Genomic DNA, 25,465 nt, shown 5'->3' on the forward strand with positions numbered 1-25,465 from the left:
CCAAGACATTAATCTTGGCTTTTCTTGATCAAATAAAATGATTCAACATCAAATCTCAATCTGACTTCCCATTTCAACCACACGGTTAGGTGGAATTTGATAAAAATCACTCACTGGACTGGTATTTCGTTGCATTGAAATAAACAGTTTTTCACGCCACGGTGACATACCATCACCCACCGTATGAATCAAACGATCCCGTGAAATAAAGAAGCTCATTTGCATCATATCGAAATCTTGGCTGAGTTGTTTATAAGCCAATTCGAGTGCTTGAGGGATATTCGGCTGATCTTTAAAGCCATAATAAACAAAAATTCGTTGGAAGCGATCATCCAGCACTTCAACTCTCACTCGCTCCTGATCTGGTACAAAAGGCACATCTCGGGTAATCACTGTGACTAAGATATTGCGCTCATGCAGCACTTTATTGTGTTTAATATTGTGCAACATCGCATGTGGCACCATATTTGGCGTGCCTGTCAGGAAAATAGCCTCACCTGGTACAAAAATCGTTTCATCACTTAAGCTGACACTTTTAATAAATAGCTCAAGTGGCAAAGCATCCTTTTCCAAACGATTAAAGACAATTTCTCGCCCTGTTCGCCATGTCATTAACACTGTAAAGACAATCACACCAATGAGCATCGGCACCCAGCCTCCTGAGAATATTTTCAAGGAGGTTGAGGCAATAAAAATCAAATCAATCAATAAAAATGGAATCGCAAATAATGCCACTTTCCACTTTTTCCAACGCCAAAAACCGTAAGCCAAGAAAGTGATCAAGATGGTATCGCACAGCATGGTCATGGTTACTGCCACACCATAAGCATTGGCCAAGTTTGCACTGGTTTGGAAAATCAAAATGAGCAATAAAATCGAAACATATAAAATCCAGTTAATAAACGGAATATAAATCTGACCTTGCTCGACATCCGAAGTATGATGCACCGTTAATCGTGGCAAATAGCGTAGTTGGATCGCCTGATTTGCCATAGAAAATACGCCAGAGATCACCGCTTGAGAAGCAATAACTGCTGCCATCGTCGCCAGTGCAATCACAGGATACAACGCCCATTGCGGAACCAATAAGAAAAATGGGTTTTCAATCGCATTTGGATTACGCAATAACAAGGCACCTTGCCCAGCATAATTTAAAACCAAACACGGCAATACGATAAAGAACCACGCCATCCGTATCGGCAAACGTCCAAAATGCCCCATATCTGCATAAAGTGCTTCACCACCCGTCACCGTTAAAATCACAGCACCCATGGTAAAAAAAGCCACTAAAGGCTGATGAAAAATAAAATTGATCGCCCAATGCGGACTGATCATGGTCAAGACGTAAGGCGTTTGGCTAATACTATGTATGCCGATCAAACCGATCGATATAAACCAAGTCAGTGTGATTGGACCAAAAAATTTGCCCATCGTCCCCGTACCATGTCTTTGTATCAGGAATAATGCCGTCAAAATACCGATCGCTAAAGGCATAATCCATTTATTAAACATCGGTGTTGCAATACTTAAACCCTCAATGGCTGAGAGTACTGAAATCGCTGGAGTAATAATGCCGTCACCAAAAAAAAGTGATGCACCAATAAAGCCAATGGCTATCAGAAATATTTTTTTATTATCAGCTATGCGTGTCGAGCGTAGGTTCAATGCCAGTAATGACATGATCCCACCTTCTCCATTGTTATCTGCACGCATAATAATCGTGACATATTTGAAGCTAATGGTCAGCATCAAACACCAAAATATCAGCGATAAAATACCCAGTACAGTTGTTTCTGTAATCGCAATATGTGCTTCCAAGAAACACTGACGAAGTGCGTATAAGGGACTTGTTCCAATGTCTCCAAACACAACCCCTAGTGCAGCTAGGGTAATCGCAGGCAATGCGGCTTTTTTTGCAGTACTTTGCATATTTCGTCTTCAATTTAGACAGTATTTTTGCGCAATAGTATCACTGTGTGAATTCTTTTGCTCTATTTGTATTGTTTCTTCTTGGCTTTTTCTCACTTTTTCGCTATTATCGCCGCGCATGGTGAGGTGTCCGAGTGGCTGAAGGAGCACGCCTGGAAAGTGTGTATACGTTTGCGCGTATCGAGGGTTCGAATCCCTCTCTCACCGCCAAGATATAAATAATTAAACTTATAAATTAAAAAAGGCTTAAATCTAAAGGGTTTAGGCTTTTTTTTGTATTTGATTCTATCAACTTTAAAAAAACACAAGCTGTAAAACTATAATATTATTTTTCATAAGCTTAACTCACGATTTGAACACCTTTCATATATTTTAATTGCAAAATAAAAATGTAATTTTAACCAATAAAATACAGCTATAAGAATAAAAACAAGCATGAAAATACTAAAACTAAATTTAGTTACAACATTAAAAACCATATAAATTGATAAAGAAATCATGGTGATCAGAAAAAAAATAATAAAACCGCCATAAATTTTTTTAATAATCATTCTTTTTCTGAGTGCTCGACGATACTTTTGTGCATATGATAAATGATATAAATTAAATAATTTCATAGTAATAAAATATCAAAATCTTTACTGTATTATTCATCACTTATTTAACCATTCAAAAGAAAAAATAATTCTATATAAGTCATAAAACATGATGTAATCCATTGATGGGAAAATAATTTCCCATCCTAAATCAATCACTAAGACATATTCTTTATATAAATCCAAGGAAATATACCTTTATCATGTCCATCACTAAAACAAATTTGTGCTCCATAACCCTGACTATTTAGTTCCACAACATGAACATGTTCGACCAACGTTACAGGCAATTTTTTGATTTTATTATAGCGACAAAAAGCGCATGGGCATGATTGTCGAAGTTGATCATGACTCAATGTAACCGTTTTTTCATTTTCCCAAACAAAATGGATCAAATTGTGTTCTGTATCAAACTGGATATCCGATGGCTTAACTTGCATAAACGAGTCCTCGAATTTGACTCAGTCCAATCCGTACAGCTTTTCGCACTTCAGGGTCTGGATCATCGGCATGTATTTGCAGTAAATGTTCTGCTTGCTCCCCTCCAATCTCCCCTAAAGCCAAAGCGACCTCTTTGCGTAAATTGCTAATTTCATAATTGAGATTTTGAGCCAGCCCAGCGAGTGATTCTTTGGATTTTAACAGCCCTAAACTACGAACCACCGCGATTCTCACTTGCCAGTATGGATCATCTAGCAGTGCGATCAAATTTGATTCAAGTAAGCTTAATTTTAATTTTCCAATCGTTGAAGCAGCCTCAACTCTTAATTGCCAATCATCTGATTTTAAGCCATGAGCTAATGCTTCATTCACTTTATCATTGCTTTGTTTAGAATATGCCAAACCACCGATTGCGATACGGCGTGTTTCTAAATCTGGATCAGATTGTGCAATCTGACTTAAACTTTCAATAGCTTGTTCTTGTTGTAACCAACTTAATGTGCTTACAGCTTCACGTCTAACTAAAACATCTGGATGATAAATATGTTTTTCAATCTGTTGATAAAATTGAAGATCTCGTAAAGGTTTCAATGCTTTTAAAATTGCAATCTTGACTAGACTTTCATCTTTTGAAAGATAATCTACAAGGACTGCTGCTGATGGTATTTGCTTCACTTCGCTTAAACTTTGTGTAGCTGCTGCGATAACATCCAAATCCGAGTCAGATAAGGCATTGGCTAAAGTTTGAAGTGTTGCAACATCCTCCCATCCCTCAAGCCTTTTGGCAGCCTCAATCCTTACGAGAGCAGATGGATCACTAGCTAAAGCATAATGTAGCCACGGCAATAATTCCTCTCGCTCTTCATCTGCGATATTCATTAAAGTAATGAAACGTCTTTTTTCATCATTTTGATTCAATTGATCTAAAAAATCTAAATCATCTTCGTCTAAATCATTCAATTCTGGGTAATGAAAATGCATTGTATTATCCCTCGCTAGCTACTTTTTTGGGTATACCTAATGGATTTAGGCGACTCATATCTTCTAAAATTTCTCGTTGTAGCGCATGCATACAATGTTTTTTTAATTGGGTAAATTCGGCTGTGGTTACGATATCAATATCTCTGGGTCTCGGAAAATTCAGTGAAATTTCTTCAATAATCCGACCTGGACGATGACTCATAATCAAAACACGATCAGCAAGAAATAAGGCCTCATCAATATCATGAGTAATAAACAGAACCGTTGTCTGTATATCTTGCCAAATTTCAAGTAACAGTTGCTGCATTCGGATACGGGTTTGCGCATCCAGAGCACCGAATGGTTCATCCATCAACAACACTTTGGGTTGATTTACCAAAACTCTGGCAATCTCTACACGTTGTTGCATTCCTCCTGACAATTCTGCTGGAAATTTATTTTCAAAACCCTTCAATCCAACCAAGTTAATCATCTGTTGTGCTTGTTTTAAACGCTCTGATTGCGCTATTCCTTTCATTTTCAAACCGAAAGCAACATTTTCAATAACACTTTTCCACGGAAATAAAGTGTGATGTTGGAAAACTAATCCTCGATCTGGATGCGGAGCTGAAATAGCTTCTGCATCGACCGTTAATTCTCCAGATGAAAATTCTAAATGTCCTGCCAATGCCCCAAGTAATGTTGATTTCCCACAACCAGAAGGGCCAAGTAAGCAGACGAACTCTCCTGGTCGGATGTGCATATTGACTTGATGAAGTGCTTGAAACTTTTGTTGCCCCTGCCCTAAATGTAAAGACAAATTGCTAATTTCTATTTCACCCTGTTGATTTGCCATTAGGATTTCCTCAACTGATACCAAGGCGTAAATTTCTTGCCGACCCAACGAACCAAAGCACTGCTCAACATGCCCAATCCACCGATTAAAAGCATACCCACCACAATGCTGCTATAGTTTTGTAAGGTAAAAGATTCCCAAGTGAAATAACCAATTCCGAGCTGCCCCGATATCATTTCAGCTGTCACTAAACAAAACCAACATGTACCCATTCCTATCGATAAACCAGTAGTGATATTTGGCAATGCACCCGGAATAACCACTTCTCTTAAAATAGATATTTCCGAAGCACCGAGGCTTTTTGCCGAAGCGATCAGTCGTGGATCAATCGCTTCCACACCATGAACGGTATTCAATAAAATTGGAAATAAAGCGCCAATAAAGGTAATAAAAATCATCGAAGCTTCAGAGGATGGAAAAATTAAAATAGCTAAGGGAATCCAAGCCACTGCTGGGATCGGCCTCAATACTTCAAGCGGTGCCAATAAAAATGTAGAAACTCGCTTATATTGCCCGATCAATAACCCAAGCCCAACGCCGACAAAACCAGCCAAAGCAAAACCAACCAATACCCGTAAAATGCTGGCTCGCAAGTGAGCCATCGCAATTGGGAGTTGAAAAAACTGCACAATGGCTTGTACGACCTCAATGGGTGTCGGCACATTACTAAAATTGACAATCCCCAAATTGATTTTAAATTGGGTCAGTGCTTGCCAAAGCAACAAACACAGCAATATTGATAAAGTACCCGAAAGTACTTTCTTCAAATTCTTACTTTTAAATACATTCCACCGCAATGAAAAGACAGGATGCAAAGTCTTTTCATTATTTTCAATGACACTTCCCATAATGCTTTTCCTTATTCTTGGCAATTATGTTAGACCACACATTTTCTTTATTTGACGAGTTGCTGAGCGGCATTGAAATCATAGACTTTTCCAGCATGTGACTTGGCCCATTGTTCTGCATCATTTTTGAGTAAAAATGCTTGGATTTGTCCAGTCTTATCAGTTGCAAACCACGCCAAATTTGAGAGTAGTTTTATATCCGACTGAAAATCTTGACTATAAACAACTCTGGTTTGCTTACCCGCTTGCTTTATTTTCTTTAGATCTTGAAATGCATGCTCAGCAGTTTCATAGCTACGTACTTTATCCTCACCCTTAACCCATATTTGAGTCACATGTTTAAAAGTTTGGATTGGCTTCCCTGTGAATGCATCATTTGCAACAAGTGGCGATTTGCCATAATTATTGAGAGATTTTGAATAATCCAGATGAGACGCTGTAAAGGCTTCTTTGATATATTGATCTGTAATAAAATGATTTACATCAATTTTTCCATCATTTTTACCCAACATCTTAAGCGTATCTACTGCCGTCTGGGTCGCTTGACGATATTCGGGCTTCCAAGTTAAATCACGGGTCTGCAAGCCTAATGGACCATGAAATAAATATACAACTTCAGCGGGAATACCTGTTTTGTCAGCGATCAATTGACTATATTTTTCAGGTTCTTTTTGGATCAGTTGATCTGCTTCAATGGTTGCTTGCAGATAAGCTTTTACGACTTCAGGATGTTTCTCCGCATAATCTTTACTTACGATTGAACCATGAAATGTCGGCGCTTTGGCTTGAGAACCATCATAGATTTTTCGGGCAATGCCTTGATATGCAAATAACTCACCAAAAGGAACAAAATCAGCATGGGCTGCAATTTTATTGCTCTTTAATGCAGGACCAGCAACCTCAGGTGCTTGAGCGATAATCTTAATATCCTTATCTAGCGTCCACCCTTGTTCTTTCACTACACGTAATAACAAGCCATGCGCTGTCGATGCAAAAGGAACAGAAATCGTCTGACCTTTTAACTCAGCAATCGAATTTATTTTTGAATCTTTAGGCACTACTATCGCATTACCACTTCCTGTTGTACTTCCAGAAAGAGGATTTAAAAATAAACTCTGCTTTCCAGCTTTCTGAAATGCCACAAGATTATTTACTGCTGGAAAATCTGCCATTGCGCCAATATCTAAACGATCAGCAACCATTTCACTCGTTAATGGTGCACCTGAAGTAAAGTTTTTCCATTGAATGTCATATTTAACATTTTTGTATTGTCCATCTTTAGGCAAATATTTATCCAGTAGGTTTAACTCACGAATCAATAAACCACCCGTAGCGCAGTTGATCGTCGTATCTTGCGTACCGATTGCAACACGCACTGTTTTAGCATCCGTAGTCGATGCCGTTTTGTCTGCATTTTTACTGTCGCACCCAGTCATCACGCCTGCAAACGCCAAGCCAATAAATGTCGTCAGTAATGTTTTTTTATGAGGAAATTGGGACATGATGAATCTCATTTTATTTTAATAAATAAGGAATGTTGACTTGAATTGCATCTGTTGGACAATCCGTCTCACAAGGCATGCAATACCAGCATTCATCAAACTGCATAAAAGCTTTGTTGGTTTCTGGGTCGATTGCCAATAAATCCATAGGACAAACATCAACACATACCGTACAACCTTTATCCGCAATACATTTATCTTCATCAACTAAAACTGGAGCAACTGTACGATGCGAAACTTCTTTAAAAATTAGAGCCATAATATTATTTCCGGATATTTGAATGACGAATATTTAATCCGCGAGTGTAAGGGTTTGTTTTTGAACACGAAGTTCGTTATATGAGTTTTGTTCAGATTTTTCGATCTCGATGACATAGGGTTCGATCGGCTTTTTAAAACTCACCATATTTCCCTGTTCATCTTTTTTCAAATGAGCATGGCAGAACCAATCTGCATTATTTTTTTCTGGAAAATCAGCACGGTAGTGATATAAGCCCCAACGGCTTTCAGTACGATATAAAGATGCTCTTGCCGCCATTTCTGCACAATCTCGAATCACAGAGACTTCTGCTGCACGCATCAATTCATGTGGATTTGATGCTGATATTTGAGCAATATCCCGTTTGATTTCTTCGAAACGGCGTAAGCCGATTTCCATTTTTTGACGTGTTTTGGGTGGCTGCAAATAATCATTCACAAAGCGACGCAACTTATATTCCACTTGGTCAGATGGCAAGCCTTCTTTACGATTTAATGGCGCAAAAATGCGTTCACGCTCTTGATCAATTTCAGCCTGATTCAAGACTGAATCATTGACTTCTGCGACATATTGAGCTGAGTTTTCGCCTGCAAACCAACCATAAGTAAATGCACCCAACATATAATTATGCGGAACAGCAGCCATATCTCCTGCACTATATAAACCTTTAACTGAGGTTTCCGCTTTTTCGTTGACCCAAACACCAGAAGCACTATGACCACTACAAAAACCAATTTCAGAGATATGCATTTCCACCATATCCGAACGATAATTGGTACCGCGGCCCTCATGAAAACGCCCACGGCTTGGACGCTCATTGGTATGTAAAATTTCTTCAATGGTTTGAATGGTTTCTTCAGCTAAATGATCAACTTTTAAAAATACGGGACCATTACCACTTTCAAGTTCTTGGTAAAACTCCCACATCATCTGACCACTCCAGTAGTCACATTCAATAAAACGCTCGCCTTTGCTATTTGCGGTATAACCACCCAATGGCCCTGTTACATAAGCACATGCTGGACCGTTATAATCTTTAATTAATGGATTAATCTGAAAGCATTCTAAATTGGAAAGTTCTGCCCCAGCATGGTAAGCCATTGCATAGCCATCCCCTGCATTGGTTGGATTTTCATAAGTTCCCATCAGATAACCTGATGAAGGTAAGCCTAAGCGTCCTGCAGCTCCGCAACATAAAATGGCAGCTTTGGTTTTAATCACATAAAAATCACCACTTCGGCAATCAAAACCAAGAACACCATTGATTGCGCCATTTTCATCTTTAAGCAATTTGGTCGTTACGATTCGATTATTAATTTTGACCTGAGCACGCTTCATTTGACGATAAAGGACTTTCTTCACATCATGTCCTTCTGGCATCGGCAGTACATATGCTCCCATATGGTGAACTTTCTTTACTGCGAACTCACCAGTCTCATCTTTTTCAAACTTAATTCCCCACTGATCAAGCTGCTGAATCGTTTCAAAGCTATGTTTGGCATATGCATAAATCGTGTTTTGATTTACTACGCCATCGTTGGCTATGGTAATTTCCTTGGTATATTGCTCAGGAGTCGCATAACCAGGAATGACGGCATTGTTTAAACCATCCATTCCCATGGAAATCGCACCACTACGTTTAACGTTGGCTTTTTCAATTAATAAAACTTTCAAATCAGGATTTGCTTTTTTTGCTTTTATAGCCGCCATCGGTCCAGCTGTACCACCACCAATAACGACAATGTCATATTCCAAATATTTAGTTTCCATTATATTTTTCCTTTTTTTAACGAAAAATTCGTAATTGATATTGGAAACTTTCACCTGAGAAATACAAATACTCGTAGTCAATCGGATGCTTATTTGCATCATGCGTAAGTCGTTCGACTCTTAAAATTGGAGTATTGATATCGAGTGAAAGAAGTTGTGCTAACTCATCATCAGCTTGAATGGCATCAATATTTAAATCGGCATAACCAAGAGGGATATCTAATTCTTTTTCGATGACTGTAAAAATATCGCTTATGCGCAAATCAACTTGTTTTTCCAATAATTTTAAGCCGATTTCTTGAGGTAAATAAGTTAACTCGTAAGATACAGGCTCATTATTCAACAAGCGCACTCGCTTAATTTCGGTGACTTGACTACGAACAGCCAATTTTAATTTTGAAGCAACTTTAAGCGGTGCTTCAATAAAATCAATTGATAAAACTTCATTTAAAATATGGTGCCCTGTAGAAGACATCGCCTCTGCAAAACCTTGTAATTGCGTAATATTTTGATAAGCCTTAGGTTTGCTGACAAATGTCCCTTTACCATGCACCTTAAAAATAAGTCCTTCTAAAGAAAGTTTATGTAATGCTTGGCGAATCGTAATCCGACTCACAGAAAATAATTCCGAAAGCTCATTTTCAGAGGGTAACTGGCTCAAAGCAGGATATTCACCAGACTGTATTCGTTGTTGCAACAGCTCTTTCACTTGCTCATTTAACGGTGATACATTTGGTTTACTGATCTGTTCAGACATCGCATTCAACTTGTTATAACAACTTGAGCAAATAGTAGATTATATTTTTTTAATTCTTAAATATGATGTTGTGATTTATTTATGAAAAATTACGAGATTAGCTTTAATTTTTAATATAAATTTAATAAAAATCAATAAATTAAAATAATGAAAATTAAAGTATATCCTTCTTAAAATGTTCAAATCTATGCTAAAATATCAACAATATCCAATAATCTCTCTCAGCATTACTGGATAAATTTCAATCAAAATAGGACTGCTAAACATTCATTATTCACAGTTCAAAACGTTTATTTTTTAAACAATGAAATAAAAAAATACAATTTATTTATCACATAGATGCAATATTTATGTTTTAACATGAAAGTGCGGTAACCACGCAAAAGAAAAAGCACGTTGTACACATAGAAATCTGCTATTCGGGAGCGATAATGAATAACAGCATGAATTATGTAAAACAAATCAAGAATGCTAAACGTGGTGGATATACACCAACTATTGCCAAAGACATCAACCGACACAAAGTACAAAAAGCCATACAGCTTATCAACGAATGGAGACGGCTCGCCAACGAACTCAAACCACAAATGCAAATGGAGATGGCTTTAACTTTAGAAGAATGTGCTCAAGACCTAGATCAAATTTTGAGGAGCAAATAATGATAGAAAAATTAAAAACAAGCCCTGAAAAACCCATACCAGTAAAGGACGTTATCCCTACCTTAAATTAAACACTCGCAGTCAGCGATCAATATAAAAATGGCTCAACTTACTCTTGAGCCATTTTTTATTTATACTAAATAAAGATATTTAATATTTTAAATAGATTAAAATATATACTTTAAATTTTCAAAACCAAGCCAAACCGACTTAAAAATATAATACTGGCAATGATTAATTTTACTAAAACCATGATAATATTATTTAGTATAATTTAAATATTAGTTTTTTTTGATTTAATATTCTATAAAATATATTGCTAAATAAATCATAAAATTAGAAGAATACAAACGTAATTAAGCCCAAATCAATAAAAATATTTTCGATTTTATTCACTGCTAACTATTTACATTAATTCTCATTTTATATATAAATATGTTAACCAGTTAACATTATAGAAGAATTAATATGAAAAAAATCACATTATTTATTTGTAGTATTGGCTTAGCATGTTCAACTTTAACTCAAGCTGCAAATAACCAAACAACGGATCGCGATGACTGCCAATCGGCTGCTTGGTACAGTTTAGCAGCTGAACGTGGTGATGCTACAGCGCAGTACAAGCTTGGAATGATGTATTTTAACGGTGATGAAGTCAAAACTGACTACAAAAAAGCCTTTGCCTTGCTGAACTCTGCTGCAGCTCAAAACAATGCTCAAGCTCAATACCATTTGGCAACAGCTTATGAAATGGGGATCGGTACTCAAGCAAATTCGCAAACTGCTTTCAATTGGTATCTTAAAGCTGCAAACCTAGGTAATGCTAAAGCTCAATATAAAGTTGCAGATATGTACCAAACAGGTCAAGGTGTAGCTCAAGATCACGCTATTGCTCAAGTTTGGTATCAAAAAGCGGCAAACCAAGGTAACACCTTAGCGCAAAGTGCGCTTAATCGTTAAGTTGAAAATGTTTTAAAAGCTTTGAAGTTGTTTATTTATAAGGAAGTTGAGTGAAATGTGCGCATTTAACTTCCCTTTTTTTATAAAGTGCTTAAATATTTTCAACTGCTTATTTTTTCGCTTGCAATCTAAAAAAAACTCTGTAGAATTCACGCAACAACGCCGACATAGCTCAGTTGGTAGAGCAACTGACTTGTAATCAGTAGGTCCACAGTTCGAATCCGTGTGTCGGCACCATTTTTATTCTTATAATACGTTGTTAGCTTTTTTCTTTATTTCTATACAATCTTCAATTCATTCCACATATCATTTAATTTAAATTTTATGATCTAAGCTTTTGCATTTTTGGCAGTCATTTTCACATAACGCACCACACCATCTTGATAGAGTTTATGGCATAGTTTTGCTGTCATTGTTATTTTCAAAATATCTAAGAAATTTTGCTTAGCGCTAGTCCAAGCCCCACTCTGTTTTTTCAGCGCTATATATTTTGAAAATCCTAAAAATACCTCTTCAGATAAATCCTCTATCTCTATATCTTTGAAATGATGTTGTCTTAAAATTTCTTCTGTACGTGTTTTCGAGTAGATATGCAAAGCATCAACATCCGCACCTTTTAATAATAAACGATATTTTTCTTTTTGAACGGTCGACAAATATCGCCATTTTTCTGAAAATATTAAAAAATGGAAAGCCACTCGCCCATCGTTGGTAAGCACTGTTTGCAGATTGTCTAAAAAATGGTGCAAATTACTATGATATGCAGCATCTATGCATAGCACTGCATCAAATTTTTCTGTGAATGGGATATCAGCTAAATTTAGAAATGACTCGCAATAAACATCTACGCTCTGTGGCATATTGTGTTTGATTTTTTTAACGCATTCAGCCTGAAGTTCAACACCAGAAAGCTGTTTTAAAGCATAGTACTGTTTGAAAAAGTTCAAACTCGCACCTTGTCCACACCCCAGATCTAGAACACGATCTTGACTATTTAACTGTATGGAATCAGCAAGTTGCTTCGCCAAAGCTTTGCATGCCTGTACATAGGCATCTGATTTTTGCAGTGTGGTGTCAGACCACAAGCCCAAATTACTCCAAGCGAGTAAGCCATCATCCCCTAACAGTTTTGCATTGATTGCATATTTATGTTTTGGAAGTTGTTGCTTTATCGCTTGAAGCCATTTCATTTTGCATTAGTAACCGAGTTCAGGGGCAACCTCAACTTTAGGTTTTAAATCTTTAAATGGCAATGGTGCGCCAAAAATTTCCGCAATATGCATTGCACTGGTCACAGCCGATTCTAAAATAGGTAGGCCATCACAAGACCATGAACCACAATAGAACACTTTACGATTTGCGGCTTTATGACGCTCTTGGATCTCTTTATTTAAGGCTACAGTTTTTAAATCAACGACAGCACGAGTCAATTTAACACTAGCAATCACTTTTTTAGGATCAATCGCGGTCACAGGACGCCAAGTTTGGAAGACTGGTGTTTTACCAACCAAGCTCGGTTCAATTGAGTTAAGCCAAACCGTAAACTGTTGTTTGGTAAATTGGCGATCCATCATATAGCTCAAAACACTCCAATCTTTACGATTTGGAGGCATGACTGTTGGATCGGTATGCATGACCAATTCACCATCTTCAAATCTAAATTGTTTGAGTAGTGCAATATCTTCTGCAAACTGTTCTGGATTTAAAAATTCTTCAAGTTTTGTTGTTGGCGTTGCTACAACAACTTTATCAAAGAGAAATGATTCACCTTCGATATTTTTAACCAAGACTTGATCACCTTGTTCTTCAACCAAAGTGATTTTTGAACTGCTGTGGAGTTCGATACCTTCAATCAATTTATCGACTAATGCTGGTGTTCCGCCTTGTAAACGTAGCAATGCATCTCCATCAGTCAATTGTTTTAAAAAGACTAATAATGGTTTTGCCGGCCACTCACCCATGGTTTTTGGATCACAAGTACAGATGGTATAGAGCACATTCATGACTACGCCATGCCAAAATACTTCTTCGATTTCATTATTATTGATAAATTCAGCAAGGGTAATATCTTGATTTTTTGATTTAAAAAATTGATGTATCGCTGTTTTTAACTGCAACATTCCCTTAACCAAGCGCCAACCGTATTGCTTAATGCCTTTACGGTTATTGATAATCGGGAAATTGCCGATACGAGTACGAGAAGTTGTTAACCAAGTTTCGGTCTTATCTTCAAATAACCAACTACACGCCATAAAAGTACGTACTGGAAAAGTTTTTATCCCCAAATGTGTTGCCAAACTTAAGGTATTTTTCCAGAGTTGCTGATTCATGACACGCAAAGGTGCATCAATCAACCCACCTTCAAACGCTATACTGTGACTATCCATACCCCGACCAGGTAAGGCTTCAAAAATTGTGATGTTATGACCCGCATCCTTCAAAATTCTTGCGGTAGCCAGCCCAGCCATGCCACTACCGATCACTGCTATATTCAAAGTTATTATCCGTAAGTTGACCCATTTTTTTTATTATGAAGCAAGAAAAGGGAAAAGCTGGTATTAAAAAGTTCCAGTTTTATTATTTTTTTCTTGGGTAGATTTCAGCAAAACTGTAGGTTTAGGACTAAAACAACAAAAGATACCTAAAAATAGAGAAATGAAGCTCTTTTAGCTTTTGAAATAACAAGAATTTTTTATATTTTTAAATATTCTCTTTTAAAATAAAGACTATATTTTAATCAAAAAGTAAAAATATAGGTTTACAAAGCCCATTTTTGTGATTATGATACGCCCATAAAAACGAGAACTGCATCACATAAACACAATTAAAATAATAAATAATACATACTATAAAGTATTCAAAGGGTCTTCGTTGTGTGGGATGAAGACCCTTTTATTTTCTCTCAATGCGCTTGTTATTTTTTCAAAGACACCCACATATTGATGATCGCTCTAAATACAATTTCATTATTTGTATCAAAAACTTCAACTTTGACAGGATAATCACCCGATTGCTGCCAATCAAAGTCTTCTCTCTCAGGTGTTGCAATCGCCACTAAGTCTGTATTGGCTTTTTTGAGATATTCAACCTGCATCCCTTTTGGAATCCAACGGTGAGTTGATGGCACAGTCACTTCTGTCATCGTACCACCAGCAAGCTCTGCCATATTGCACATCGCAATCGCATGTACTGTTCCGATATGATTTTGCACAGCACGTTTTTTGGCAATTTTAACGGCGCAATAGTTTGCTTTTAACTCATCAAATACTGGAGAAATGCTGGAAAAATACGGTGCTTTTAAACAAATCATTCGTGAAAAAGCCCATTTTCCTGCGGGTTTAGTGGACATGCTTTGCCAGAGTTTGAGTGCATTTGCCATTCTTTTTTTCCTTTCATTTTTTGATTAAAGTTGATCTGGATCAGATCAAACTATATTTAAATGATAAAACAGAATATAATTCTGTAAAGGAATATTATTCTGTTTTATATACTAGGCAGTCATCCTGAAATACTTTCCTCTGTAAATCTCAGTACTTTTATACTTTTCAAAGGGGCATTATGAGCAATCAAGCTTTGTTAGAACGAATTTTTTCAGGACGACGTGCGCTTTTGAAAAGGACGATTCTGCTCGATGCTTTGCAGTGTTTTATGGAACATGGCATTGAAAATACGACGATTGAAATGATTAGACAAAAATCAGATAGCAGTGTCGGTGCGATTTATCATCATTTCAAAAATAAAGATGGCATCGTCGCGGCACTATTTTTTGCAGCACAAGATGATCTCAATCAACTACGTCAGCAATATTTAAATGAAATAGAACAAGATCATTCACTTGATTTTAAAAGTATCATTTCAGGTGTGATTTTTAGTTATGCCGACTGGGTAACGCAGCATCCTGATTTTGCTCGCTTTCAATTTTCCGCACATTTCAATGTCAGTCATGGAGTGCATCAAAGTGAACTCAAGCAAAAAAGCCAAGATCAAATCAAAATATTATTGAGCAAAATCAAAAAAATAGATCAGGATTTACCCCATTATCCTACCGAATTGTATGCATCGCTCGTGATTGGCCCTACTGAAAATTATTGTCGTGCTTGGCTCTCAAATAAAGTTCAGACCTCACCCCATGAGTATCGTCATTTTCTAGCCGAAGCAGCATTGAAGTCTTTGATCTAATTATTTACTGATGTTACGCAACCAATGCTCATCAATATTTCGAATTTTTAAATCATACAGCCACTTCTTCCTATGATGATTTAGATCTCTTTGCGTAGGCAAGTAACTTTACTTTTAAGAGATTAAAAGTAACAAAAATCTCTGTTGGACTGAGTGGATATCCATATCCACCAGTCCAACGGTCGGCATCCTGCCTTAAGTCATGATAGTAAAACTCAATAAGATTTAAATGTTGAATTGCTTTTTGTTTCGAGCTTAATATTTTTAAGTAAAAAAACCTGCTACTGATAGCAGGTTTTTTTATTGCTTAAATCAACATTCAAAGTCTAGGCAACTGGAATTTCACCAAATTTCCCAGTATTGAAATCATGAAACGCCTGTATGATTTCTTCTTTGCTATTCATCACAAATGGACCGTAGCCTTGGATCGGTTCATTGAGTGGTTTACCCGTCAAAATCAAAAAGCGTGCATCTTCGCTTGCAGTCAATTTAATCGTAGATTCTCCATCTTTTGCAAATATTGCAATCGAATGATCTTTGACTTGTTGCTCATCATTGACCAGCAACCCACCATCCAATACCACCAGCAAAGTCGTATGGTCAACAGGTACGTGAAAATAGCTTTCATGATCCGCTTTCAACTCTGCATCCCAGACATTGATCGGGCTAAAAGTTGCAGCTGGACCTTGATGATCATGGTATTGACCTGCAATCACACGCACATGTCCTGCATCATTTTCAAGCTCAATCAAAGGGATATCTTTGGCTTCTAAGGCTTGATATTTAGGTGGTGTCATTTTGTCACTTGCTGGCAAGTTGACCCAAAGTTGCACCATTTCAAACAATCCGCCTTGTTCAGCAAATGCTTTAGAATGAAACTCTTCATGCACTAAACCACTGCCTGCAGTCATCCATTGCACATCACCTGTTTTGATGGTACCACCACCGCCACTAGAGTCTTTATGTGTTACTTCACCTTTATAGGCAATGGTCACGGTTTCAAAACCACGGTGTGGATGGGAACCAACACCCTGTTGTGCTGTAGTTGCATCAAAATGATAAGGTGCAGCATAGTCCAAAAGTAAAAATGGGCTAATGGTTTGACCTAAACGATCATAGGAGAATAAGTTTTTTACAGGAAAACCATCCCCCACCCAATGCATATTTTGGTTGCGGTAAACGCCTACAACTTTTTTCATTTCAACTCTCCTATCTCTAGGAATCTATTTGAGGGCAGTTTAAGACTTTTAAATGCCTTTTAAGAGCGAACAAATGGCACGCATTATTCTATTTGCAGAACGATAAAAACCAAGACCGAAGTCTTGGTTTTTAAAATTATTTTTGATGGAAAATAATACTTAGATTTTACCGATCAAATCAATTGAAGGTGCAAGTGTTGCTTCGCCTTCTTTCCATTTAGCAGGACAAACTTCACCTGGGTGTGTATGAACATATTGTGCTGCTTTCACTTTACGAAGAAGCTCAGATGCATCACGACCTACGCCACCTGCATTGATTTCAATGATTTGAATTTTACCATCTGGATCAATCACAAATGTACCACGATCAGCTAAACCTTCTGCTTCAATCAACACTTCAAAGTTTTTCGCCAAAGTCCACGTTGGGTCGCCAACCATTGCGTATTGGATTTTTTTGATCTCATCAGAGCTATCGTGCCAAGCTTTATGGGTAAAATGGGTATCTGTTGATACTGAATAAATTTCTACGCCCAATTTTTGGAATTCAGCATAGTGATCAGCCAAATCGCCTAATTCTGTTGGACAAACAAAAGTAAAATCGGCAGGATAGAAAAATACAACTGACCATTTACCTTGGAAATCTTTTTCAGAAACTTCGACAAATTCACCATTTTTATATGCTGTTGCATTAAACGCTTTAACTTTAGTATTGATTAAACTCATTTAAAAATTCCTCTAAATTCAGTTCACTAGGATTGCTTAGTTAGTAAATTTAGAATACTCAATTTTTTAAAATCGGTAAAACAGTTAATTTAAATACAATTAATCTATTTTTTAGATTAAATATCTTTTTAGACTCCAGATCAAAATACCATTCATTCAACCAATGCCAGATTTGCCCTTAAAATACGGCGCAACTCCAAAACAGCTTCAGGTTTTTCCTGAATAGAATGTCCACCACGAATAATCTTTTCAGATACAGCGCCATCCAAATGCGAACTGCTATAAGGCACGATACCATCCGAGGTCTTTTCAGCTTGATCTGTCATTTTTTTATTACCCATAATCGAGTAATACTTGATGGACTGAACGGGCATAATCTTTGAGGTCAACTGCATAAATTTGGAATGATCGCTCAGGTCACCCGGACCGTTATAAATCAAACCGTTTTTAAACTGTTGATAATTTGACTTTAAATTTGTATCCACTGAATTTAAAAATGTTGCCGGTAACTTGATCAAACGCTTAGCGATAAACTGAGTAAACCATAGATTGGCATACGGTGTGCCCCGCTGCGGCGCAGAAATAAATACAGCTCGGTCAAATTGCGTCAAAGGTTTAAAAACAAATCGCTGCCGAATAATCGGATACTGTTCAAATTGGCGACGTTGTTGCTCGCTCATCATACTGACGGCTTGCTCAGTCACATCAGCATCACTCACCAATAAACGACTGATCACTCCACCCATACTATGTCCAATCAAAACCGCATCATGAGCTGAATTTGTGTTCGGAATGACTTCACTAAAGGCATGTTTGAGTAATTCATAAATCTGAAATCGACTTTCCAAGATCGGCATATTGGTCGAGTAAAAGACTTGCCATACTTGATAATGATCACGTAATTCTTTATCCCCCATTATATTATTGGTCAGTGAAACCCAAGCTTCAGGACTACTACCAAGCCCGTGAATCATCACGATAATTTTCTTATTGGGTTGATACGGCTCAAGCATAAATAAATGAGGCATGACCAAACGCTGTTCTCGGTTAAACAAACTCCAATACCCAGCTTCGCCGATTTTATTTTCAGCTAACCAAAGTCCGAACGGCGCTGAATAATTTGCAGTAATTTTATATTTTTTTTGATTGATCTCAGTACTTTGATATTGATATGGATCAATCAATTTGATTTGAAGATCCGCACCATTCAAGATACTTTCTGCACTCGCATAGATCTCAGTAGGTTCAATCACTGCGCTAACAGGTAAATATCTGGCTTCATGAATATGTGATTTTGCGTTTTTCTGATAATACGTTTCAGGATCTAAAATAAACTTCGCATCATCATCTGCAGCTTGGACTGATTTAACAACGACAAATTCTGAGCCTATACCTTCTTGACGGTTGATGGTATAAAAACCTGAAAAGCCCATAATATAGGTGGATTGGATTCGATCAATCGCTACATTTTTCAAATCAGTATATTGTTTAAAATCCAAATTAAATATTTGATTATTTAAATGAAAATTATCAGGAAATTTATCAAAATGTTGCTGAACAAATATATTGGTCATGAACTTGGATAATGCAACATTATAAAATAAGCGCACTTGCATCTGGCGCTGATCAAACAATCGTGATTCTGGGCTTTGCTCAGTTTTAAACAGATAAACATAGCTATAGCGCAAGCTTTTATTCAGCATCTCAAGTTGCTGGCTTAAACATGAATTATTGAGATTGGCTTGGTGTTTCGGAGCATTTAAACATTCACGGTTATTTTCAAGTAAAAATGCTTTGGCTAAATAAATCTCACTGATCGAAGCATAGGCCTGATCTGTTTCAATCGAAGGATGTTTAAGGATTGTACTGGCACACTGCTCTGGTTTATCTAGACAATAATCAGGACTTAAATCGAGTAAATACAAGCTACTTAATGTCGCTTCACTAAATTTATGTTGCGTTAAAAAACTCGCTGATTTTTGTGAAAGAGATGTGCTCATCTGATTTTCTTTAAGATGCACGATTTGGCATCCTGAAAGTAAACTCAGCATGATAAAAAAAAGTGTGAATAGTCTGATTTTTTTTGGATAAATTCCCTGCATTTCTTCGATCTTTTTATGTTTCTGCTAAATTCTACTTTTTCTATATTAAAATTTAAATGTGTTTTTAGAAATCTTGATGTATTGAAGTTTTCGACATGTTTCTTTGACTTAAGCAAGCTTGTAGTGCTTCCGTTGCTTCCACAAGCTTGCTTGTTTTTTTAATCCAAATTCATCGCCACAGATTGGCTGGTTTTGCGTTTTCTGGTCACGATCAGACTACAGAAAACCACCAGCAATGTTACGCCTAATGACAATGCCGTTTCATAGCTATAAGCAGGTGACAAGAACATATAAATCAATACGCTCATGATCACTAAAATAACGAACCAAGTGAGCCATGGAAATAGCCACATTTTAAATGGAACTTGAGCACCACTTTTTTCCAATTGCCCTCTTAAACGTAGTTGAGAAAAAGCAATCACCAAATAAACCAAGAGTGCAATTGAACCTGTTGTAGAAAGTAAGAAACCAAAAACTTTACCAGGAACGAGATAGTTTACCGCACAGCACACCAGACCAATCGCAGCTGAGGCAAATACAGCTACTGCGGGTACACCAGAGGCATTGATTTTAACAACTGATTTAGGTGCTTCTCGACGTGAACCCAAAGCAAATAACATACGAGACGAGGTATAGAGTGCTGCATTCATACAACTTGCAACAGCGATAAAGACCACTGAATCAATGATGAGTTTAGATTGAGGTACATTTAAGCTAACCAAGACATATTGGAAAGTTCCCAGTTTTTGTAAGTCAGGAGAACGCCAATCGACCAAAGCAACTGCGAGGAAAATAGATACAACAAAGAATAAAATAATACGATACAGCACGAGATTGGTCGCACGTTTAATTTTTTCTTCTGGATTTTTTGACTCAGCTGCTGCAATAGATAAGATTTCGATCCCAAAAAATGAAAATGCTGAAATCAAAATCGCAGACAATACGCCACCCATACCATGAGGCATAAAGCCGCCATTTGAAATCAAATTGCCTACACCGCTCACATCTTTAGCTAAAGGCCAAAAACCAAATATAGCCAATGCACCAATACCAATAAAGATCACGATCGCCAAAACTTTGATCAATGAGAACCAGAACTCAAACTCACCGAAACTTTTGGTACTAAAGAAGTTAGCAAGACTCAAAAGAATAATAAAAGCAAAAGCAAAGATGGCACTTGATACTTGAGGAAACCAAGCATGTAAAATTTCTGCACCCGCAATTGCTTCAATTGGGATCACCAACACCCAAAACCACCAATACAGCCAACCGATCGTAAAACCCGCCCAAGGTCCTATCGCCTTACGTGCATATGTAGAAAAAGAACCCGTATCAGGCTGCGCAACTGCCATTTCCCCAAGCATGCGCATCACTAAAAAAACAATCACGCTGGTAATCATATATGCAAGTACAGCAGCAGGACCTGCTTTTGCAATTGCCGCTGAAGACCCAACGAATAAACCCGCGCCAATAACCCCACCAATACTGATCATGGTGATATGTCGATTGGACAATCCCTCACCTAATTTTGCTGTTTTATTGCTATTCATACATTAATTCCTTTTTAATGACTTATAAGACAAAAATAAACATCTCCAATCTCTAAAAAATAAAAAGGGAGAACTTGTGTTCACCCTTTATCTACATCAGTTCAAAGTAGGCATCGCAAATTGTTTAGCTTCACGGACTTGAGCCGCTGGCCAGCGCTGAGTCACGGTTTTACGTCGTGTATAAAAACGTGCACCATCAGGACCATATGCATATAAGTCACCAAATAACGAACGTTTCCATCCACCGAAGCTATGATACGCCACTGGAACAGGAAGTGGGACATTGACACCGACCATACCCACTTGAATATTGTCAGTGAAATAGCGTGCTGCTTCACCATCTCGTGTATAGATGCATGTGCCATTACCATATTCATGATCATTGATCAGTTGCATCGCTTCTTGCATGGTCTCTACACGGATGACTTGTAATACTGGACCAAAAATTTCTTGTTGGTAACTGGTCATATTTGCTTGTACGTTATCAATCAGCGTTGGACCAACAAAGAAACCATTTTCAAAGCCTTTCGGACGGGCATCCCGACCATCTACAACGATTTTCGCCCCTTGCTGTTCAGCACTTTGGATATAGGCCTGAACTTTATCTTTATGCGCTTGGCTAATCAGCGGACCAAAATCATTACTACTATCTGCATAATTGCCAAATTGGAGTTGTTGCATTTCTTGTTTCAGCTTTGCAATCACCACGTCAGCAACTTCATCGCCAATAGCTACCGCAACGGATAGCGCCATACAACGCTCACCAGAAGAACCAAAAGCAGCACCCAAGAGTGAATTTACGACATTATCAATATCTGCATCTGGCATGATAATGGCGTGATTTTTCGCACCACCGAGCGCTTGGCAACGTTTGCCTTTCGATGTCGCTGTACTATAGATATACTCTGCGATTGGGGTTGATCCGACAAAACTCACAGCTTGAATTTTTGGATGATGGAGCAATGCATCGACCGCTTCTTTGTCGCCATTGACCACGTTGAAAACACCATCAGGCAATCCTGCTTGTTTGAGCAATTCTGCTAAATATAATGCGGCAGATGGCGCTTTTTCTGATGGTTTTAAAATGAAGCAATTACCGCAGACGATCGCCATTGGAAACATCCAAAGTGGCACCATCGCTGGGAAGTTAAATGGCGTAATGCCTGCAACCACACCTAACGGTTGAAACTCGCTCCACGAATCAATGTCGGGTCCAACATTTTTAGAAAATTCACCTTTTAAAAACTCAGGCGCTCCGCAAGCATATTCCACATTTTCAATACCACGCTGCAATTCACCTTTTGCATCATGACTGATTTTGCCGTGTTCCTGCCCAATTAACTCACAGATTTTATCGGCATTTTCTTCAAGTAATTGTTTGAACTTAAACATGACACGTGCACGTTTAATCACAGGTGTATTGCGCCATTCTGGAAATGCTTCTGTAGCAACTTGCACGGCGTAATTGACCGTTTCAGTATCCGCAATCATCACTTCTTTGCTTTTACTACCGACTGCTGGATTATATACAGGCTGTGTTTTACTCCCTTTGGCGACGATATTGCCCTGAATAAAATGCCCCAACACCTGTATAGCACTATCCGTTTCTGTTTCTACATAGCCATCTTGGCTAAAATTTTCAATATTATTCATCTACTTCCCTATTATTGATTCTCATCAATTCAATTTGATTCAAATTCCTATAAAATTTACAAATTATTCAACCATTTAAAAATAAACTGTTTTAAAAACCAACTATTTAAAGAATCAATTCACTTGATAAAGTGCATCACCCACAGCATTCATCAAACGTTCCAAGTCCGCTTCTGTCGTGTTGAACATCGGTCCGAACTGCAAAGTATCGCCACCAAATCGAGTATAGAAACCTGCTTTCCAAAGTTTCATACCTGCTTCAAAACCACGGATCGTCGGATCTCCATCTCTAGGCGCTAACTGAACAGCACCGATCAATCCACAATTTCGGATATCTACGATATGTGGTGCACCTTTTAAACCATGCAACAATTTTTCAAATGCTGGTGCGAGTGCCGCCGAACGTTCAATTAGATCTTGATTTTCCAGTACATCCAAAGTTGCTAATGCAGCCGCACACGCCACAGGATGCGCAGAATAAGTGTAGCCATGACTAAATTCAACTGCATGTTCAGGCAATTCTTGTTGCATAAATGCTTGGTAAATTTCACGACTTGCAACTACGCCACCAAGTGGAATCGCACCATTGGTAATTTGTTTAGCAAAATTTAAAATGTCTGGTGTGACATCAAAATATTCTGCCGCAGTCCATTTACCCATACGACCAAAGCCAGTGATCACTTCATCAAAAATCAGCAAAATATCATGTTGATCACAAATTTCTCTGAGACGTTTTAAATAGCCAGTTGGTGGTGCAATACACCCTGCAGAACCAGACACTGGCTCAACGATCACCGCTGCAATATTTGAAGCATCATGCAGTTCAATCAATTTCAACATTTCATCTGCAAGTTCGATGCCACCAGTTTCCGCACAGCCCTTGGTAAAGCTTAGATTTGGCTGCAAAGTATGCGGTAAATGGTCGACATCCATCAGTTGACCAAACATTTTACGGTTACCACCAATACCGCCCAAACTCGTACCCGCAACGTTTACACCATGATAACCACGTGCACGACCAATCAATTTGGTTTTGCTTGGCTTACCTTTGATTCGCCAATAGGCACGCGCCATTTTGATTGCAGTATCAGCAGACTCAGAACCTGAATCGGTAAAAAATACGTGCTGAAGACTTTTTGGCATACGTTGTACGATTTTTTCAGCCAATTGAAATGAAAGTGGATGAGCAAATTGGAACGCTGGTGAATAGTCTAATTTTGACAATTGTTGACTCACCGCTTGCTGGATTTCAGGCAAAGTATGTCCTGCCCCACAGGTCCATAAACCCGAAAGAGAGTCATACACTTGACGTCCATGCTGGTCGATTAAATGAGTACCTTTTGCCCCGACAATAATTCTCGGATCTTTTTGAAAGTTACGATTTGCAGAAAACGGCATCCAATGCGCTTGATAGTTTAGATTCAATTCCGCGTTTGATGATGCTGTTTCAGATGCATAATCTGCACCATTCATAGTGTCTGTATCAAACATATTTTGACCTTCTTGTTTTGAGCTTATTATTTGAGTGTACATATCAGAATAGTTTTGTTAAATTCAAATTAACTTTTGTTTAGATTTAAAATAACAAACCTAATGAAACCTAAAAAATTAAATCAAGTGACTGATTTTGATATAAAACTTCTAAAAATATTTAAAACCGTTTGCGATTGTCATAGCTTTAGTTCTGCAGAAAGTATTTTAGGCATCAGTCGTTCTGCAATCAGCTTACATATGAGTGATCTAGAAAATCGCTTAGGTGTGAGGCTATGTCAGCGTGGTCGTGCGGGTTTTGCTTTGACCGATGAAGGACGGGAAATTTTAGAATATATCAAGGTTCTAACCGCCTCGATTGAGGACTTTAGATCCAAGATCAATCAAATGCATAATCACCTAAAAGGTGATTTCAATATTGGCATCATCAACAACCTTGTGACCATGTCGACGGCTTATATCACCAACACTTTGGCTCAGCTTGCACAAGAAAACTCAGAAGTTGTCATCAATATCAGTATGAGCACCGTCTCAGATATCGAATGTCGTGTATTGGATAATCGCTTACATGCGGGTGCTATTCCTCAGGTAACGCCTTTACCGGGACTAGACTATTATCATTTGTATGACGAAAATTCATTTCTATACTGCGGTCAAAATCACCCACTCTTTGAACATCTTGAAGACATCAGTTTAAAAGATCTAAAAAAATGGAATGCTGTGTTGCCAAACTATGTGATCACACCAGAAGCGAGTAAGCTCCATCAATTATTGGATTGTTCAGCGACAGCAAGTGACCGTGAAGGAATCGCATTTTTGATTCTGACTGGAAAATTTGTCGGCTTTCTCCCAGACCATTATGCGAGAAAATGGGTCAGTGATGGCATGATGCGACCGATTTTCCAAGATGATCTAAAATATAGCACCCCGATTTGCCTGATCACACGTAAAAGTAAAAACCCGAATAATATTTTAAAGACATTTATGGGCATACTGGAGCTTGTGAAAAATCGTTAGGATACAACACCCAA

At 37.8% G+C, this 25,465-nt stretch carries 22 protein-coding genes and 2 tRNA genes; 6 read left to right on the forward strand and 18 right to left on the reverse strand.

Going from position 1 to position 25,465, the window contains the following annotated elements:
* Nucleotides 1–48: 48 nt before the first annotated feature.
* The gene (locus F960_RS16785; RefSeq protein ID WP_004867856.1) at nucleotides 49–1,929 is read right to left on the reverse strand and encodes a potassium transporter Kup; all 1,881 of its coding nucleotides are present in this window, start codon (nucleotides 1,927–1,929) and stop codon (nucleotides 49–51) included.
* A gap of 120 nt (nucleotides 1,930–2,049) precedes the next feature.
* Here F960_RS16785 and F960_RS16790 point away from each other — a divergent pair.
* Nucleotides 2,050–2,139 (forward strand) — tRNA-Ser (locus F960_RS16790).
* 544 nt (nucleotides 2,140–2,683) lie between these two features.
* Here the strand turns inward: F960_RS16790 and F960_RS16800 are convergent.
* Genes F960_RS16800 through F960_RS16835 form a run of 8 tightly spaced genes read right to left on the reverse strand, consistent with a single transcriptional unit; the run spans nucleotide 2,684 to nucleotide 9,918 of the window.
* On the reverse strand, nucleotides 2,684–2,965 hold the full coding sequence (locus tag F960_RS16800; RefSeq protein ID WP_004867859.1) for a gamma-butyrobetaine hydroxylase-like domain-containing protein: 282 nt from the start codon (nucleotides 2,963–2,965) through the stop codon (nucleotides 2,684–2,686).
* Nucleotides 2,955–3,947, reverse strand: coding sequence for a HEAT repeat domain-containing protein (locus F960_RS16805; protein WP_004867860.1), 993 nt, complete (start codon nucleotides 3,945–3,947; stop codon nucleotides 2,955–2,957). The genes F960_RS16800 and F960_RS16805 overlap by 11 nt, the downstream gene beginning before the upstream one ends.
* A 4-nt stretch (nucleotides 3,948–3,951) precedes the next feature.
* On the reverse strand, nucleotides 3,952–4,782 hold the full coding sequence (locus tag F960_RS16810) for an ABC transporter ATP-binding protein (protein WP_004867862.1): 831 nt from the start codon (nucleotides 4,780–4,782) through the stop codon (nucleotides 3,952–3,954).
* Nucleotides 4,782–5,630, reverse strand: coding sequence for an ABC transporter permease (locus F960_RS16815; RefSeq protein ID WP_004867863.1), 849 nt, complete (start codon nucleotides 5,628–5,630; stop codon nucleotides 4,782–4,784). Before F960_RS16815 ends, F960_RS16810 begins: the two co-directional genes overlap by 1 nt.
* A 47-nt stretch (nucleotides 5,631–5,677) precedes the next feature.
* Nucleotides 5,678–7,132: an ABC transporter substrate-binding protein gene (locus F960_RS16820; RefSeq protein WP_004867866.1), complete on the reverse strand. Its 1,455-nt coding sequence runs from the start codon at nucleotides 7,130–7,132 to the stop codon at nucleotides 5,678–5,680.
* Between the two features lie 13 nt (nucleotides 7,133–7,145).
* Complete coding sequence (locus F960_RS16825) at nucleotides 7,146–7,391, reverse strand: 4Fe-4S dicluster domain-containing protein (RefSeq protein ID WP_004867867.1); 246 nt, start codon at nucleotides 7,389–7,391, stop codon at nucleotides 7,146–7,148.
* Between the two features lie 33 nt (nucleotides 7,392–7,424).
* Nucleotides 7,425–9,161: a fumarate reductase/succinate dehydrogenase flavoprotein subunit gene (locus F960_RS16830; RefSeq protein WP_004867870.1), complete on the reverse strand. Its 1,737-nt coding sequence runs from the start codon at nucleotides 9,159–9,161 to the stop codon at nucleotides 7,425–7,427.
* A 16-nt stretch (nucleotides 9,162–9,177) separates the two neighbouring features.
* Nucleotides 9,178–9,918, reverse strand: coding sequence for a GntR family transcriptional regulator (locus F960_RS16835; protein WP_004867871.1), 741 nt, complete (start codon nucleotides 9,916–9,918; stop codon nucleotides 9,178–9,180).
* Between the two features lie 431 nt (nucleotides 9,919–10,349).
* Here F960_RS16835 and F960_RS16840 point away from each other — a divergent pair, with 431 nt between their 5' ends.
* The 3 genes from F960_RS16840 to F960_RS16850 all read left to right on the forward strand — a co-directional run bounded on the left by F960_RS16840 (nucleotide 10,350) and on the right by F960_RS16850 (nucleotide 11,774).
* Entirely contained in the window at nucleotides 10,350–10,577 is a 228-nt protein-coding gene (locus F960_RS16840; RefSeq protein WP_004867873.1) for a hypothetical protein, read from the forward strand.
* A gap of 468 nt (nucleotides 10,578–11,045) precedes the next feature.
* Nucleotides 11,046–11,537, forward strand: coding sequence for a tetratricopeptide repeat protein (locus tag F960_RS16845; RefSeq protein WP_004867874.1), 492 nt, complete (start codon nucleotides 11,046–11,048; stop codon nucleotides 11,535–11,537).
* A gap of 161 nt (nucleotides 11,538–11,698) precedes the next feature.
* A tRNA-Thr gene (locus tag F960_RS16850) sits at nucleotides 11,699–11,774 on the forward strand.
* A gap of 92 nt (nucleotides 11,775–11,866) precedes the next feature.
* Here the strand turns inward: F960_RS16850 and F960_RS16855 are convergent.
* The 3 genes from F960_RS16855 to F960_RS16865 form a co-directional block, all read right to left on the reverse strand.
* A complete protein-coding gene (locus F960_RS16855; protein WP_004867879.1) occupies nucleotides 11,867–12,727 on the reverse strand; it encodes an SAM-dependent methyltransferase in 861 nt (286 codons plus the stop codon).
* 6 nt (nucleotides 12,728–12,733) lie between these two features.
* On the reverse strand, nucleotides 12,734–14,032 hold the full coding sequence (locus tag F960_RS16860) for an FAD-dependent oxidoreductase (protein WP_004867881.1): 1,299 nt from the start codon (nucleotides 14,030–14,032) through the stop codon (nucleotides 12,734–12,736).
* A 419-nt stretch (nucleotides 14,033–14,451) separates the two neighbouring features.
* The gene (locus F960_RS16865) at nucleotides 14,452–14,916 is read right to left on the reverse strand and encodes a hotdog fold domain-containing protein (protein WP_004867882.1); all 465 of its coding nucleotides are present in this window, start codon (nucleotides 14,914–14,916) and stop codon (nucleotides 14,452–14,454) included.
* 176 nt (nucleotides 14,917–15,092) lie between these two features.
* Here F960_RS16865 and F960_RS16870 point away from each other — a divergent pair, with 176 nt between their 5' ends.
* Nucleotides 15,093–15,716, forward strand: coding sequence for a TetR/AcrR family transcriptional regulator (locus F960_RS16870; protein WP_035372913.1), 624 nt, complete (start codon nucleotides 15,093–15,095; stop codon nucleotides 15,714–15,716).
* 326 nt (nucleotides 15,717–16,042) lie between these two features.
* Here F960_RS16870 and F960_RS16875 read toward each other — a convergent pair whose 3' ends face one another.
* The 6 genes from F960_RS16875 to aptA all read right to left on the reverse strand — a co-directional run bounded on the left by F960_RS16875 (nucleotide 16,043) and on the right by aptA (nucleotide 24,434).
* The gene (locus F960_RS16875) at nucleotides 16,043–16,915 is read right to left on the reverse strand and encodes a pirin family protein (protein ID WP_004867889.1); all 873 of its coding nucleotides are present in this window, start codon (nucleotides 16,913–16,915) and stop codon (nucleotides 16,043–16,045) included.
* Nucleotides 16,916–17,074: 159 nt separating this feature from the next.
* The gene (gene ahpC / locus F960_RS16880; RefSeq protein WP_004867890.1) at nucleotides 17,075–17,638 is read right to left on the reverse strand and encodes an alkyl hydroperoxide reductase subunit C; all 564 of its coding nucleotides are present in this window, start codon (nucleotides 17,636–17,638) and stop codon (nucleotides 17,075–17,077) included.
* Nucleotides 17,639–17,790: 152 nt separating this feature from the next.
* Nucleotides 17,791–19,740: a lipase family alpha/beta hydrolase gene (locus F960_RS16885; protein ID WP_035372915.1), complete on the reverse strand. Its 1,950-nt coding sequence runs from the start codon at nucleotides 19,738–19,740 to the stop codon at nucleotides 17,791–17,793.
* A gap of 158 nt (nucleotides 19,741–19,898) precedes the next feature.
* Nucleotides 19,899–21,290 carry an amino acid permease gene (locus F960_RS16890; protein WP_004867896.1) on the reverse strand — a complete coding sequence of 464 codons (1,392 nt, stop codon included), beginning with the start codon at nucleotides 21,288–21,290 and terminating at the stop codon, nucleotides 19,899–19,901.
* 96 nt (nucleotides 21,291–21,386) lie between these two features.
* Entirely contained in the window at nucleotides 21,387–22,943 is a 1,557-nt protein-coding gene (locus tag F960_RS16895) for a CoA-acylating methylmalonate-semialdehyde dehydrogenase (protein ID WP_004867900.1), read from the reverse strand.
* A 114-nt stretch (nucleotides 22,944–23,057) separates the two neighbouring features.
* Nucleotides 23,058–24,434: an omega-aminotransferase AptA gene (aptA, locus tag F960_RS16900; protein WP_004867904.1), complete on the reverse strand. Its 1,377-nt coding sequence runs from the start codon at nucleotides 24,432–24,434 to the stop codon at nucleotides 23,058–23,060.
* Between the two features lie 102 nt (nucleotides 24,435–24,536).
* On the opposite strand from aptA, the gene F960_RS16905 reads away from it, so the two are divergent.
* Complete coding sequence (locus tag F960_RS16905) at nucleotides 24,537–25,451, forward strand: LysR family transcriptional regulator (RefSeq protein WP_004867910.1); 915 nt, start codon at nucleotides 24,537–24,539, stop codon at nucleotides 25,449–25,451.
* The last annotated feature ends 14 nt before the right edge of the window (nucleotides 25,452–25,465 follow it).

It is taken from the genome of Acinetobacter gerneri DSM 14967 = CIP 107464 = MTCC 9824, from assembly GCF_000368565.1.
Classification (GTDB): domain Bacteria; phylum Pseudomonadota; class Gammaproteobacteria; order Pseudomonadales; family Moraxellaceae; genus Acinetobacter; species Acinetobacter gerneri.